Origin of the sequence: Streptomyces sp. NPDC048603, assembly GCF_043199475.1 — a bacterium.
Classification (GTDB): domain Bacteria; phylum Actinomycetota; class Actinomycetes; order Streptomycetales; family Streptomycetaceae; genus Streptomyces.
In genome coordinates, this window is sequence record NZ_JBICVY010000003.1 from 538,285 (window position 1) to 552,407 (window position 14,123).

The window sequence follows — 14,123 nt, forward strand, 5'->3', positions numbered from 1 at the left end:
CGCTCTCGCGGATCAGGCCCCTGATCTGGTCTTACTCTGTCGGGGTGGCGGGATTTGAACCCACGACCTCTTCGTCCCGAACGAAGCGCGCTGCCAAGCTGCGCTACACCCCGATCGCCGCCCCTGCAGACTTGCTGCCCTGGCGACATCGATTACTCTAGCGGACCCTCGCCCGGAGACGAAATCCGGTTTTCACGGAGCGGCGCCGCGGGGGGCGGACCCCCGCAGCGGCCGGCCCGGAAACCGGCTCTGACCAGGGCGGAATCAGGGGCGCGGGGTCAGCGTGAGGAGGGTCGCCTCCGGCGGACAGGCGAAGCGGACCGGCGTGTACCGGTTGGTGCCGCAGCCCGCGGAGACATGGAGGTAGGCGCGGTTCCCGTTCGCCTCGTGCGCGGACAGGCCCTTCACCCGGTCGGTGTCCAGGTCGCAGTTGGTGACCAGGGCCCCGTAGAAGGGGACGCACAGCTGCCCGCCGTGCGTGTGGCCGGCCAGGATCAGCGGATAGCCGTCCGCGGTGAAGGCCTCCAGCGAGCGCAGGTACGGCGCGTGCACGACCGCCATGGAGAAGTCCGCGTCCGGCTCCGGCCCGCCCGCGACCTGCTCGTACCGGTCCCGCTTGATGTGCGGGTCGTCCAGGCCGGTGAAGGCCAGTTCGAGGTCGGGCAGCTTGAGCCGGGCCCGGGTGTTGGTGAGGTTCAGCCAGCCGGCCGCGTCGAACGCGTCCCGCATCTCCTCCCACGGGTTGTGGACGGCACCCACCACCGGCTTGTTGCCGTTCAGCCCGTGCCGGCCCTGAACCTTCTCCAGCAGGTACCGGGCGGGGTTCCGCAGCCGCGGGCCGTAGTAGTCGTTCGACCCGAAGACGTACACGCCCGGGAAGTCCATCAGCGGACCGAGTGCGTCGAGCAGCTCGGGGATCCCCTCGGTGTCCGAGAGGTTGTCGCCGGTGTTCACGACGAAGTCCGGGCGCAGACCCGCGAGCGACTGCAGCCAGGCGCGCTTCTTGCGCTGCCCGCAGACCATGTGGATGTCCGAGACCTGCAGGACCCGCAGGGGACGCATGCCGCGCGGCAGCACCGGCACGGTCACCCGGCGCAGTCGGAAGGACCTGGTCTCGATGCCGGCGGCGTAGGCCACACCGGCTGCCCCGACCGAGGCGAGACCCGCGGTCACCTTCAGGGGAACTCCGTAACGCGCACGCATGGACACATCGTCGCAGACCACGGGGACGCGGAAAACGAGTGGGCGGCACCCGGGGAGCACCTGGCAGACTCGGGGCATGACCACGCTCAAGGCCAAGCTCCAGGACGACCTCACCACCGCCATCAAGGCGCGCGACGAGCTGCGCTCGTCCACCCTCCGGCTCACCCTCGCCGCGATCACCAAGGAAGAGGTGGCCGGCAAGACCGCTCGCGAGCTCTCCGACGAGGAGGTGCTCAAGGTGGTCGCCAAGGAGGCGAAGAAGCGGCGCGAGGCCGCCGACGCCTTCGCCCAGGGCGGCCGGCCCGAGCAGGCCGAGCGCGAGATCGCCGAGGGCAAGCTCCTGGACGAGTACCTGCCGAAGCAGCTCACCGACGACGAGCTGCGCGAGATCGTGGCGCAGGCCGTCGAGGAGGCGAAGGCGGCGGGTGCGGAGGGGCCGCGCGCCATGGGCGCCGTCATGAAGATCGTGAACCCGAAGGTGGCCGGGCTGGCCGAGGGCGGCCGGGTCGCGGCCGTGGTCAAGCAGCTCCTCGCCTGACGCGGGCTGACGCGGGCTGACGCGGCCCGAGGCGGCCTGTTGCGGCCCGAAGCGCCCCGACGCGCGCGGACGACAAAGGGAGGGGCTCCCGGCCGACCGGCCGGGAGCCCCTCCCTCGTGTGTGTTCGGCTGCGGCCTAGCGGCGGCCGCCGTTGCCGCCCCCGCCGATGATGCCCGGATCCAGGGTGATCCCCGGGAACGGGTTCGTCGGAGTGCCGCCGGTACCCCCGCCGTCCGTGCCGCGGGTCCCGCCGCCGATCGTGCCGCCGTCACTGGCGCCGCCGCCGGTCCGCCCGCCGGGCCGGTTGTCACCGGGCTTGTTGTCGCCGGGCTTGCCGGGACGCTCCGGCCGGCCGCGGCCACCGGGAGCCGGCGGGTTGGACTCCGGCACGTGCACCTGGACGAACTTCTCGACCGGGCGCCCGGAGAGGGCACCGGACACCGCCTGCTTCCAGATCGGGCCGGGCAGACCGCCGCCGTAGACCTCCGGGTAGTACTCGCCGCCGATGGTGATGTTCTCCATCGAGACCTGCTTGGCGCCGCCCGAGCCGACCCAGGTCGCCCCGGCCATGTTCGGCGTGTACCCGACGAACCAGGCGTTGTAGCGCTCGTCCGTGGTACCGGTCTTGCCCGCGCTCTCCCGGTCGCTGAGGCCCGACTGCTTGCCGGTACCCGAGTCGACCACGCCGAGCAGCAGCGTGTTGATGGTGTCGGCGGTGTTCTCCGACATCACCTGCTCGCACTTCGACTTCGGCACCGTGAGCGCCTTGCCGTGCGCGTCGGTGATCGACTGGATGGCGACGGGCGTGCAGTACGTGCCCCGGTTGGCGAAGGTCGCGTAGGCGTTGGCCATGGTCAGCGGGGACATGCCCTCGGTGCCCAGCGAGATCGCCGGCACCTGCTTGAGCTTGGTGCCGTCGGCCGGGATGACGCGGAGCTTGCTGGTCATCTCGGCGAGCGGGCACAGGCCCATCTCGCTGATCATCTCGACGAAGTAGGTGTTGACCGACATCGCCATGGCGTCCCGAAGGGCGTAGGGGCCGACCTCGGACCGCTTCTCGTTCGCCACCTTGTCCCGGTCCCTGACGTTGACCCACGGCTTGTCGCCACAGGTCTGCACCGGGCTGGGGTACGGCATCTCGTACGGCGAGGCGTACATCTTCGTCGCGGGGATGCCCTGCTCGATCGCGGCCGCCGCCACGAACGGCTTGAAGGTCGAACCGGTCGGGAAGCCGTAGTTCGAGCCGCCCATCCGCTTGTCCACGGAGAAGTTGATCTGCGTCTCGTTCTTGCCGAAGCCGTACGGCTTGGACTGGCCCATGGCCATGACCTTGCCGGTGCCCGGCTCGACCAGGGTGACCGCCGTCGCGACCTTGTCGGTCTGGTCGACGTGGTCCTTGATCGACTCGTTCACCGACTCCTGCGCCTGCGGGTCCAGCGTCGTACGGATCGTCAGGCCGCCCTGGTTCCAGACCTTGGCGCGGTCCTCCCGGGTCGCGCCGAACACCGGGTCGGACAGGAAGGTGTTGCGCACGTAGTCGCAGAAGAAGCCGGCGCCCTTCACCGCGGTGATGCAGCCGTTCCGCGGCCGGGTCACCTTCAGCTGGACCGGCTTGGTCTTCGCGGCGTCCGCCTCGGCCTGTGAGACGGCCTTGGTCTCGGCCATCCGCTGGAGGACGGTGTTCCGCCGCTGCATCGCCTCGGTGGAGTCGTTCACCGGGTCGTACCGGCTCGGCGACTGGACCAGGCCGGCCAGCAGCGCCGACTCCTCCAGGGTCAGGTCCTTGGCGGATTTGGAGAAGTAGCGGTGCGCCGCGGACTCGATGCCGTACGCCTGCTGGCCGAAGTAGGTGATGTTGAGGTAGTTCTCGAGGATCTTCTTCTTCCCGAGCTCCTCCTCGACCTGGATCGAGTACTTCAGCTCGCGGATCTTGCGGCCGAGGCTCTTCTCCTGCGCCTCGCGCACCTTGGTGGTGTCGTCGCCGGCCTCCTCGACGAACACGTTCTTCACGTACTGCTGGGTCAGTGTGGACGCGCCCTGCGCGGCACCGCCCTCCTGGGCGTTCCGGTTGACCGCGCGCAGGATGCCCTTGAGGTCGACCGCGCCGTGCTCGTAGAAGCGCGAGTCCTCGATCGCGACGATCGCCTTCTGCATGTACGGGGAGATGGCCGTGATCGGGACCACCGTGCGGTCACGCGAGTAGACCGTGGCGATCGTGCCGCCCTCGGCGTCCAGGATGGTGGTGCGCTGGCTCAGCGGCGGTGTCTTCAGATTGGCCGGGATCTCGTCGAACCCCTCGACCGTGCCCTTGGCGGCCAGACCCAGAGCGCCCGCTCCGGGGATTGCGATGCCGGCGAGGACGACTCCCGAGAGAACGGACACACCGAGGAACTTGGCGGCCTGCTGACTCCCCGAGAGCCCTCCGCCCGAGCGCTTCTTTGCCATGGAGGCAGCCTAATCCGTTGTCAGCGGCATTCCGCGGGACTGGGGGTCTCTCGGGATGTTCGAGTACCAGACCGTGACATCCGGAGGCCGGCCGCGCCGTCGGCCGGCCCTGGTCCGTGCCGGCCGGCGAGCCCTCGCCTGGCGTGAACGAGTGGCATCGGCATCTCGGCGACCGAGCGGTGTCCGGAGCCGTCGGCCCCTGAACTTGACGGCACGACAACGTGAGGTGCCTACGTTCCCATTCGCCGGACACACACGAATGCCTTGGCCTAAGCTGCTCTCAACTGTCACAGCAGTGCCGGGCCACATCAACCCCTCGGCTTGATTTTCACCCTTCCCGAATGGGGTGGACTCATGTCCGATTCTTTCGCCTCCCGCGGTCGGAGCTCTACCGGTTCCACCCGAATTGCCGGATTGGCCGGGCATGTCGCTCGATCACTCCGTCGGGTGATCTGCCGCTTACCCATAGTCCGTTCGGACCATTCAAGATTGGGCCCGTCGGGGGTGTTGCACTGTGCCTGCCTTCCGTAACGTCCTCAACTGGCAGCGGTGAATATGCCGCTGCCGCCGTGGGGGAGCCTCGATTCGGGAGAGGACGGCGCCGGCATGGGCTGGGTTACCGACTGGAGTGCGCAGGCAGCCTGCCGCACTACCGATCCGGATGAACTGTTCGTTCAAGGAGCGGCACAGAACAGGGCCAAGGCGGTGTGCACCGGGTGTCCGGTGCGGACGGAGTGCCTGGCCGACGCGCTCGACAATCGTGTCGAGTTCGGCGTGTGGGGCGGAATGACCGAGCGGGAACGACGTGCGCTGCTGCGCAGGCGTCCCACCGTCACCTCGTGGCGACGGCTGCTCGAAACGGCCCGCACGGAGTACGAGCGCAGTACCGGCATCCTCACCGTGGATGTCGGCACGGACGTCGACGTCGCGTACGAGACCTACGCCGCGGCCGGTTAACGGCACGCTCGCGTACGTCCGCGCTACTCCACGTCTCCGGCCGGCCGTGAACCGGCGGCTGCGAGTCGATCACCGATGGCCCGAAGCCCGGCGAGGTCGTGCACATCGCCGGGCAGGGCGGCCACTTCGGCCACCGCCACCTCGGGGTGCAGTGAGGCGAAGCGGTCGCGCGTGTGCTGCTCACGCGCGATCACCTGCATCCGCTCGGCATGCAGACGCAGCAGTCCGGCCGTGATTTCGTCCACGGTGATTTCATCCAGGGTGATCTCGTCGTCGGTGATCCCGTCCGCGGCCGGGGGAGTGTCCGCACCGGAGTCACGGAGACCAGCTTTCCCGGACTCCTGATCGACAATGCAGCCTTCTTCAAGATTCTCCGCGGCGGCCAGCGCCCGCTCCGCGGAAAGCTGTGCGGCACCGCTCCCGTGCACCCGGTTCAGCACCAGCCCGGCCAGCGGCATCCGTTCCTCGGCCAGCCGCTCCACGAAGTACGCGGCCTCCCGGAGCGCGTCCGGCTCGGGCGCCGCGACCACCAGGAAGGCCGTCCCCGGCGCCTGCAGCAGCTGGTACGTCGCGTCCGCGCGGGTGCGGAACCCGCCGAACATCGTGTCCATCGCGGCCACGAAGGTCTGCACGTCCTTCAGCAGCGACGCACCCATCAGCTTGCTCAGCGTCCCGGTCATCAGCGACATGCCGACGTTGAGGAACTTCATCCCGGCCCGGCCGCCCACCTTCGCCGGCGCCATCAGCGCCCGGATGAACTTCCCGTCCAGGAAGGACCCCAGCCGCTTCGGCGCGTCCAGGAAGTCCAGTGCGGACCGGCTCGGCGGGGTGTCCACGACGATCAGGTCCCAGTCGTCCCGGGCCCGCAGCTGCCCGAGCTTCTCCATCGCCATGTACTCCTGCGTGCCCGCGAACCCGGCAGAGAGGGCTTTGTAGAACGGGTTCTCCAGGATCGCCCGGGCCCGCTCGCCGTCCGCGTGCGCCTCGACGATCTCGTCGAAGGTCCGCTTCATGTCGAGCATCATGGCGTGCAGTTCGCCCGCGCCCGACACCCCCGCCACCGGCCGGGGGGTGTTGTCCAGCGAGTCGATCCCCATCGACTGGGCCAGCCGCCGCGCCGGATCGATCGTCAGCACGACCACCCGCCGGCCCCGTTCGGCCGCCCGCAGGCCCAGCGCCGCCGCCGTGGTCGTCTTTCCGACCCCGCCCGCCCCGCAGCACACCACGATCCGGGTCTCCGGGTCGTCCAGCAGCGCGTCCACCGCCAGGGCCGCCGGGGCCCCCACCCCGGCCGTCACGACCTCGCTCACTCGTCCTCGTCCTCCCCCACCTGCTTGCGCAGCTCGGTCGCCAGCTCGTACAGCCCCGCCAGGTCCATCCCCGCACCGAGCAGCGGGAGTTCGTACGACGGCACGTCGAACCCGGCCAGTACGGCGCGCTGCCCGCGCTCCAGTTCCACCCGCTCGGCATGCTCCGCGGCCTGTTCCAGCAGCGGCCCCACCAGCACCTCGGCCGGTCCGCCGCGGCGGGACCCGCCCAGCCCGGCCCGGGACAGCGCCTTCGCCACCTCGGCCCGCCGCTCCCCGGCCGCCGCCCGCAGGGCCTCTTCGTCCAGGTGGTGCGGCCGCACCATGTTGACGATCACCCGGCCCACCGGGAGCCCGGCCGCCCGCAGTTCCTCGATGCCGTCCGCGGTCTCCTGCACCGGCATCTCCTCCAGCAGCGTCACCAGGTGGACGGCGGTCTCGGGGGACTTCAGGACCCCCATCACCGCCTGTGCCTGATTGTGGATCGGCCCGAACCGGGCCAGCCCCGCCACCTCGTCGTTGACGTTCAGGAACCGCGTGATCCGCCCGGTCGGCGGAGCGTCCATCACCACGTGGTCGTAGACGAACCGGCCTGCCTTGTCCTTGCGCCGTACCGCCTCGCACGCCTTGCCGGTGAGGAGCACGTCCCGCAGCCCCGGCGCGATGGTGGTGGCGAAGTCGATCGCGCCCAGCTTCTTCAGGGCGCGCCCCGCGGAGCCCAGTTTGTAGAACATCTGCAGGTAGTCGAGGAGTGCCCGCTCCGCGTCGATGGCGAGCGCGAAGACCTCCCCGCCGCCCGGAGCGACCGCGATCCTCCGCTCCTCGTACGGCAGCGCCTCGGTCCCGAAGCGCTGCGCGATCCCCTGCCTGCCCTCCACCTCCACCAGAAGTGTCCGCCTGCCCTCGCGCGCGAGGGCCAGCGCGAGTGCCGCGGCGACCGTGGTCTTCCCGGTTCCGCCCTTGCCGCTGACCACCTGGAGCCTGCTCACAACCAACGAGCGTAACCACTCCCGCACAGGCACTACGCTCGGGCCCATGACCAAGAAGTTCGAATACGCGACGGTTCCGCTGCTCGTGCACGCCACCAAGCAGATCCTGGACACCTGGGGCGAGGACGGCTGGGAGCTCGTCCAGGTCGTGCCCGGGCCGAACAACCCCGAGCAGCTCGTGGCCTACCTCAAGCGGGAGAAGGCATGAGTGCCGTCGAGGCGAAGCTGGCCGAGCTCGGCCTGAAGCTTCCCGAGGTCGTCCCGCCGCTGGCCGCCTACCAGCCGGCCGTGCGCTCGGGTAGCTACGTGTACACCGCCGGCCAGCTGCCGATGGTCAAGGGCTCCCTCCCGCTGACCGGCAAGGTCGGCGCCGAGGTCTCCGCCGAGCAGGCCAAGGAACTGGCGGGCATCTGCGCACTGAACGCGCTGGCCGCGGTCAAGTCGGTCATCGGTGACCTCGACAAGGTCGCGCGGATCGTGAAGGTCGTCGGCTTCGTCGCCTCGGCTCCGGACTTCACCGGCCAGCCGGGCGTGCTGAACGGCTTCAGCGAGCTGCTGGGCGAGGTCTTCGGCGAGAAGGGCGTGCACGCCCGCAGCGCCGTCGGCGTGGCGGTCCTGCCGCTGGACGCGCCGGTCGAGGTCGAGCTCCAGGTCGAGATCGCCGACTGACCCCCGCTCCGGGCCCGCGGCGGGGGCGGGGTGGGGCCCGCCGCGGTGAGGTCTCGAACATCGGCCCGGATGGTCGTAGCATCCGGCCATGTCGAAGCGCGAGCACGCCCCCGCCGCCACCCCCGCCGGAGGCCAGTGGTACCCGCCGGAATGGCCCGACCGGATCCGGGCCCTGGCCGACGGCACCCTCACCCCGGTCCCGCCCAAGCGCGCCGCGACGGTGATGCTGCTCCGCGACACGCCCGAGGGCCCCGCCGTCCACATGCTGCGCCGGCGCGCCTCCATGGCCTTCGCCGGCGGCGCGTACGCCTACCCGGGTGGCGGCGTCGACCCGCGCGACGAGGACCACCGCATCGGCTGGGCCGGACCCTCCCTGGAGGAGTGGGCGGACCGCCTGGGCACGGACCCGAGCACTGCCCAGGCGATCGTCTGCGGCGCGGTCCGCGAGACCTTCGAGGAGGCCGGGGTCCTGCTGGCCGGCCCCGCCGACGGCACCCTCATCCCCGACCTCACCGGCGACGACTGGGAGGCCGACCGCGAGGCCCTGGTCGCCCGGGAGCTCTCCTTCGCCGAGTTCCTCGACCGCCGCGGCCTGGTCCTGCGCTCCGACCTGCTGGGTGCCTGGGCCCGCTGGATCACCCCGGAGTTCGAGCCGCGCCGCTACGACACCTGGTTCTTCGTGGCCGCCCTGCCCGAAGGGCAGCGCACCCGCAACGCCTCCACCGAGGCCGACCGGACGGTGTGGACCCGCCCGGCCGACGCGGCCGCCGGCTACGACAAGGGCGAGCTGCTGATGATGCCGCCCACCATCGCGACCCTGCGCTCCCTGGAGCCGTACGGAACCGCCGCCGCGGCCGTCGCCGCGGCCGCCGGGCAGGACCTCACCCCCGTCCTGGCACGCGCCACCCTCGGGGAGGACGGCGGAGTGGTGCTCAGCTGGCCCGGCCACGAGGAGTTCACCAAGCGCGTGGGACCCGCCGGAGGCGCGTCATGACAAGTGCAGGTGCTCTGCCCGGCCAGCCCCGCGGAGTGGTCACCTCTGGGCCGGCCACCGCCCGTGCGGTCAACGTGCTGGCCCCGAACCCGTCCGCGATGACGTTGGACGGCACCAACACCTGGCTGGTCTCCGAGCCCGGCTCCGAGCTCGCGGTGGTCATCGACCCGGGCCCGCTGGACGAGACCCACCTGCGTGCCGTCATCGACACGGCGGAGCGCGCCGGCAAGCGGATCGCGCTCACCCTGCTCACCCACGGCCACCCCGACCACGCCGAGGGGGCCGGCCGGTTCGCCGAGCTCACCGGGACCAGGGTGCGGGCCCTCGACCCGGCCCTGCGGCTGGGCGACGAGGGCCTGGCGGCCGGGCAGACCGTCCGGGTCGGCGGGCTGGAACTGCGGGTGGTGCCCACCCCCGGACACACCTCGGACTCGCTCTGCTTCCACCTGCCGGCGGACCGGGCGGTGCTCACCGGCGACACCATCCTCGGCCGCGGCACCACCGTGGTCGCCCACCCCGACGGCCGTCTCGGCGACTACCTGGACTCCCTGCGCCGGCTGCGGTCTCTCACGGTCGACGACGGGGTGCACACGGTGCTGCCCGGCCACGGCCCGGTCCTGGACGACGCGCAGGGCGCGGTGGAGTTCTACCTCGCGCACCGGGCGCACCGGCTGGCCCAGGTGGAGACGGCGGTGGAGAACGGTTTCACCACTCCCGAGGCGGTCGTCGCGCACGTCTACGCGGACGTGGACCGGTCCCTGTGGCCGGCTGCGGAGTGGTCCGTCCGGGCCCAGCTGGAGTACCTGCGCGAGCACGGCCTGATCCCGGGCGGCCCGGAGTAGGCCGAGCGGTGACGGGAGACGCGTGAGGGGTCCCGCCCATCCCGGGCGGGACCCCTCAGCGACATGCGCGACGTGCGCGCCGTGCTCCGGCGCGCTCCGACGTGCTCGCCGTACGGAGGCGTCGGCCGGACGGCGTCAGCGCGAGCGCTTCGCCAGCCGCTCCACGTCCAGCAGGATCACGGCACGCGCCTCCAGGCGGAGCCAGCCGCGGCCCGCGAAGTCGGCCAGTGCCTTGTTCACGGTCTCGCGGGAGGCGCCGACGAGCTGCGCCAGCTCCTCCTGGGTGAGGTCGTGCACGACGTGGATGCCTTCCTCGGACTGCACGCCGAAGCGGCGCGACAGGTCCAGGAGGGCGCGGGCCACGCGGCCCGGGACGTCGGAGAAGACCAGGTCGGACATCTGGTCGTTGGTCTTGCGGAGGCGGCGGGCGACGGCGCGCAGCAGGGCCGTGGCCACCTCGGGGCGGGCGTTCAGCCAGGGCTGCAGGTCGCCGTGGCCCAGGCCGAGCAGCTTGACCTCGGTCAGCGCGGTGGCGGTCGCCGTGCGCGGGCCCGGGTCGAAGAGCGACAGCTCGCCGATGAGCTCGCCGGGGCCGAGCACCGCCAGCATGTTCTCGCGGCCGTCGGGGGAGGTGCGGTGCAGCTTCACCTTGCCCTCGGTGACGACGTACAGCCGGTCACCGGGGTCGCCCTCGTGGAACAGGGCGTCACCGCGTGCGAGGGTCACCTCGCCCATGGAGGCGCGGAGCTCCGCGGCCTGCTCGTCATCGAGCGCCGCGAAGAGCGGGGCGCGCCGCAGAACGTCGTCCACGAGTCTCTCTCCTATGTCGACCAGCTCAGGGGACCGTGCTCCCCATTTTGCCGGACGGTTCAAACAGTGCGATCAATCACAAGGATGCCGGACGTACGGGTGTGCTGGGTGGTGTTACCGGAGGTCCGGCCGGGTGTCACTGCCCGGGCTTAGGCTGGCGGAGTGTCCAATAAGCCGGTGAGAGCACAGGCCAAGGGGTCCGCAGGAGTGACGGCGACCCGGAATTCAGCTGTGGGCGAACAAGACGTGACCACGGCTCCGATCCGCCCGCAGGGCAAAGCTTCTGCCAAGAAGCCTGTGGGAAAGACCAAACCGGAATCCCGTCTGGCCCTGGTCCGCCGCGCCCGGCGCATCAACCGTGAGCTGGCGGAGGTCTATCCGTACGCCCATCCGGAGCTCGATTTCCGGAATCCCTTCGAGCTGCTCGTCGCGACGGTCCTGTCCGCGCAGACCACCGATCTGCGGGTGAACCAGACCACCCCGGCCCTGTTCGCGAAGTACCCGACTCCGGAGGACATGGCGGCGGCCGTGCCGGAGGAACTGGAGGAGGTCATCCGGCCGACCGGGTTCTTCCGGATGAAGGCGAAGTCCCTGATGGGGCTCTCGGCCGCGCTCCGGGACGATTTCGGCGGCGAGGTACCGGGCCGCCTGGAGGACCTGGTCACCCTGCCGGGCGTGGGCCGGAAGACGGCGCACGTGGTCCTCGGCAACGCCTTCGGGGTCCCGGGGATCACCGTGGACACCCACTTCGGGCGGCTGGTCCGCCGGTGGAAGTGGACCGACCAGGAGGACCCGGAGAAGGTCGAGGCGGAGATCTGCGCGATCTTCCCCAAGAGCGAGTGGACGATGCTCTCGCACCGGGTGATCTTCCACGGCCGCCGGATCTGCCACGCCCGCAAGCCGGCCTGCGGAGCCTGCCCGATCGCCCCGCTCTGCCCGGCCTACGGGGAGGGCGAGACGGACCCGGAGAAGGCGAGGAAGCTGCTCAAGTACGAGATGGGCGGTCAGCCCGGCCAGCGCCTCAGCCCGCCCCCTGACTATCCGGGTACGCCGGCCCCGCCGCTGGGCGGCGCCGGGCGGTAGCGGACAGGAGCGGGCGCAGAGGATCCCGGGCGGAACGAATCACGCACCGGCCCGCGTTGCTGCGGGTACGGGCAGCACGCGGAACGCAGAACGCAGAACGCAGAACAGGCAACGCAGAACCACGAACGGGGTGCGTATGACAGGAGCCGACCGGAGCGGGCTCACGGACCGGGCCGTAGCCGCCGACGAGGTGCGCCGGGCCGCGCACGGGGCGACGTACGAGGACGACGGCGTCGTCCTCAGCACGGCGGGGCTGCCGGACTGGCTGGAGCCCGTCGCCCGCGCTGCGCGCACCGTGCGGCCGCAGCAGCTCAGCCGGTTCCTGCCGCCCTCCGACGGCCGCGGCCGCCAGTCCGCCGTCCTGATCCTCTTCGGGGAGGGCGCGGACGGGCGCCCCGAGCTGCTCCTGATGGAGCGGGCCGGCAGCCTCCGGTCTCACGCCGGACAGCCCTCCTTCCCCGGCGGCGCCCTCGATCCCGAGGACGGCGACCCCCGCACCACCGGCCCGCTCCGCGCCGCGCTGCGCGAGGCGGAGGAGGAGACCGGGCTGGACCCGGCCGGGGTGCAGCTGTTCGGGGTGCTGCCGAGCCTGTACATCCCCGTCAGCCAGTTCGTCGTCACGTCCGTCCTGGGCTGGTGGCACACCCCCAGCCCGGTCGGTGCCGTCGACCCCGCCGAGACCGCGCGGGTCTTCACCGTGCCCGTGGCGGATCTCACGGACCCGGCACACCGGGTCACGGTCGTTCACCCGAGCGGCCACCACGGCCCCGGATTCACCGTCGAATCCGCTCTGGTCTGGGGTTTCACCGCCGGGGTGATCGATCGGCTCCTGCACTACGCGGGCTGGGAACAGCCGTGGGACCGATCACGTGAGGTCCCGCTCGACTGGCGCGCATGAGACGGTGGCCCACGTGAACGTGCTGGACATCCTGCTGCTGGTCGCCGCCGTGTGGTTCGCGATCGTGGGCTATCGCCAGGGGTTCGTCGTCGGCATTCTGTCGGTGATCGGCTTCCTCGGCGGCGGCCTCATCGCCGTGTCGCTGATCCCGCTGGTCTGGGACAAGGTGACCGACAACGGGAGCCAGGTCTCCACACCGGTGGTGATCGCGGCCGTGGTGGTGATCATCGTCTTCGCCTCGGTCGGGCAGGCCTTCACCACCCACCTGGGCAACCGGCTCCGCCGGCAAATCACCTGGTCGCCGGCGCGGGTGGTCGACGCGACCGGCGGCGCGCTGGTCAATGTGGTGGCGATGCTCCTGGTGGCCTGGCTGATCGGGTCCGCACTCGCCGGTACGTCACTTCCCACGCTGGGCAAGGAAGTACGCAACTCCAAGGTGCTGCTCGGGGTGTCCCGGGTGCTCCCGGAGCAGGCCGACACCTGGTTCTCCAACTTCAGCTCCACCCTTGCCCGCAACGGCTTCCCGCAGGTGTTCAGCCCGTTCTCGAACGAGCCCATCACCGAGGTGCAGCCGCCCGATCCCGCCCTCGCGGGCGGCCCGGTCGCCGAACAGGCCAAGCGGTCCATCGTCAAGGTGGTCGGCACCGCTCCCAGTTGCAGCAAGGTCCTCGAAGGCACCGGCTTCGTCTTCGCGCCGGGCAAGGTGATGACCAACGCGCACGTGGTCGGCGGCGTGGTCGAACCGACCGTGCAGATCGGCGGCGAGGGCAAGCTCTACGACGGCAAGGTCGTGCTCTACGACTGGGAGCGCGACATCGCCGTGCTGGACGTGCCCAAGCTGAAGGCGCCGCCGCTGGAGTTCACCGAGGAGGACGCCACGGGCGGCAGCGACGCCATCGTGGCCGGCTTCCCGGAGAACGGCGCGTACGACGTCCGCTCGGCGCGCGTGCGCGGCCGGATCAACGCCAACGGCCCGGACATCTACCACCGCGGCACCGTGCGCCGCGACGTGTACTCGCTCTACGCGACGGTGCGGCAGGGCAACTCCGGAGGACCGCTGCTCACGCCCGACGGCAAGGTGAACGGAGTGGTCTTCGCGAAGTCCCTCGATGACCGGAACACCGGCTACGCCCTCACGGTGGACGAGATCCGGGACGACATCCGCCTCGGCGCCACGGCCCAGCAGCGGGTCGACAGCCAGGGCTGCGCCCTCTGACGGCCGCAGCCTGGGCTGCGCCCTCTGACGGCCCGGCGAGATCCGGAGGAGAGGTCCTAGGTGCGCTGGTGCCTCAGGCGGGCCGAGACCCAGCGGGCCCGGCGGCGAAGGATGCGCGGGATCCCGAGACGGGGGTCGTGACCTCTCCGGCCGACCGTCTTGTGGCTGCCC

Annotated in this window: 14 protein-coding genes and 1 tRNA gene; 9 read left to right on the forward strand and 6 right to left on the reverse strand. The window is 71.1% G+C overall.

Annotated features, from left to right (window positions below; genetic code table 11):
• Positions 1 to 39: 39 nt before the first annotated feature.
• Positions 40 to 113, reverse strand: a tRNA-Pro gene (locus ACGFQ9_RS09185).
• Positions 114 to 264: 151 nt separating this feature from the next.
• Entirely contained in the window at positions 265 to 1,203 is a 939-nt protein-coding gene (locus ACGFQ9_RS09190) for a metallophosphoesterase (RefSeq protein ID WP_393572744.1), read from the reverse strand.
• 76 nt (positions 1,204 to 1,279) lie between these two features.
• On the opposite strand from ACGFQ9_RS09190, the gene ACGFQ9_RS09195 reads away from it, so the two are divergent.
• Positions 1,280 to 1,741: a GatB/YqeY domain-containing protein gene (locus tag ACGFQ9_RS09195; protein ID WP_393572746.1), complete on the forward strand. Its 462-nt coding sequence runs from the start codon at positions 1,280 to 1,282 to the stop codon at positions 1,739 to 1,741.
• A 136-nt stretch (positions 1,742 to 1,877) separates the two neighbouring features.
• Here the strand turns inward: ACGFQ9_RS09195 and ACGFQ9_RS09200 are convergent, their stop codons facing one another.
• Positions 1,878 to 4,187: a transglycosylase domain-containing protein gene (locus tag ACGFQ9_RS09200; protein ID WP_393572748.1), complete on the reverse strand. Its 2,310-nt coding sequence runs from the start codon at positions 4,185 to 4,187 to the stop codon at positions 1,878 to 1,880.
• Between the two features lie 606 nt (positions 4,188 to 4,793).
• On the opposite strand from ACGFQ9_RS09200, the gene ACGFQ9_RS09205 reads away from it, so the two are divergent.
• A complete protein-coding gene (locus ACGFQ9_RS09205) occupies positions 4,794 to 5,144 on the forward strand; it encodes a WhiB family transcriptional regulator (RefSeq protein WP_365111031.1) in 351 nt (116 codons plus the stop codon).
• Between the two features lie 23 nt (positions 5,145 to 5,167).
• Here the strand turns inward: ACGFQ9_RS09205 and ACGFQ9_RS09210 are convergent, their stop codons facing one another.
• Entirely contained in the window at positions 5,168 to 6,454 is a 1,287-nt protein-coding gene (locus ACGFQ9_RS09210) for an ArsA family ATPase (RefSeq protein ID WP_393572750.1), read from the reverse strand.
• The gene (locus ACGFQ9_RS09215; protein ID WP_393572751.1) at positions 6,451 to 7,440 is read right to left on the reverse strand and encodes an ArsA family ATPase; all 990 of its coding nucleotides are present in this window, start codon (positions 7,438 to 7,440) and stop codon (positions 6,451 to 6,453) included. Before ACGFQ9_RS09215 ends, ACGFQ9_RS09210 begins: the two co-directional genes overlap by 4 nt.
• A 46-nt stretch (positions 7,441 to 7,486) precedes the next feature.
• On the opposite strand from ACGFQ9_RS09215, the gene ACGFQ9_RS09220 reads away from it, so the two are divergent.
• From ACGFQ9_RS09220 to ACGFQ9_RS09235, 4 genes are all read left to right on the forward strand, one after another.
• Positions 7,487 to 7,648 (forward strand): DUF4177 domain-containing protein, encoded by a 162-nt coding sequence (locus tag ACGFQ9_RS09220; RefSeq protein ID WP_007264966.1) that lies wholly within the window; start codon positions 7,487 to 7,489, stop codon positions 7,646 to 7,648.
• Complete coding sequence (locus ACGFQ9_RS09225; RefSeq protein ID WP_393572754.1) at positions 7,645 to 8,109, forward strand: RidA family protein; 465 nt, start codon at positions 7,645 to 7,647, stop codon at positions 8,107 to 8,109. The genes ACGFQ9_RS09220 and ACGFQ9_RS09225 overlap by 4 nt, the downstream gene beginning before the upstream one ends.
• Positions 8,110 to 8,197: 88 nt before the next feature.
• Positions 8,198 to 9,103 carry an NUDIX hydrolase gene (locus ACGFQ9_RS09230; RefSeq protein ID WP_393572756.1) on the forward strand — a complete coding sequence of 302 codons (906 nt, stop codon included), beginning with the start codon at positions 8,198 to 8,200 and terminating at the stop codon, positions 9,101 to 9,103.
• Positions 9,100 to 9,945, forward strand: a complete 846-nt coding sequence (locus tag ACGFQ9_RS09235; RefSeq protein ID WP_393572757.1) for an MBL fold metallo-hydrolase — start codon at positions 9,100 to 9,102, stop codon at positions 9,943 to 9,945. The genes ACGFQ9_RS09230 and ACGFQ9_RS09235 overlap by 4 nt, the downstream gene beginning before the upstream one ends.
• A 135-nt stretch (positions 9,946 to 10,080) precedes the next feature.
• On the opposite strand, the gene ACGFQ9_RS09240 is transcribed toward ACGFQ9_RS09235, so the two are convergent.
• Entirely contained in the window at positions 10,081 to 10,755 is a 675-nt protein-coding gene (locus tag ACGFQ9_RS09240) for a Crp/Fnr family transcriptional regulator (RefSeq protein WP_003981529.1), read from the reverse strand.
• Positions 10,756 to 11,016: 261 nt separating this feature from the next.
• Between ACGFQ9_RS09240 and nth the strand changes: the two genes are divergently transcribed.
• The 3 genes from nth (at position 11,017) to ACGFQ9_RS09255 (ending at position 13,952) form a co-directional block, all read left to right on the forward strand.
• A complete protein-coding gene (gene nth / locus ACGFQ9_RS09245; protein ID WP_393573023.1) occupies positions 11,017 to 11,838 on the forward strand; it encodes an endonuclease III in 822 nt (273 codons plus the stop codon).
• Positions 11,839 to 11,974: 136 nt separating this feature from the next.
• On the forward strand, positions 11,975 to 12,736 hold the full coding sequence (locus ACGFQ9_RS09250; RefSeq protein WP_393572759.1) for an NUDIX hydrolase: 762 nt from the start codon (positions 11,975 to 11,977) through the stop codon (positions 12,734 to 12,736).
• Positions 12,737 to 12,749: 13 nt separating this feature from the next.
• Complete coding sequence (locus ACGFQ9_RS09255; protein WP_393572761.1) at positions 12,750 to 13,952, forward strand: MarP family serine protease; 1,203 nt, start codon at positions 12,750 to 12,752, stop codon at positions 13,950 to 13,952.
• Positions 13,953 to 14,123 lie beyond the last annotated feature (171 nt).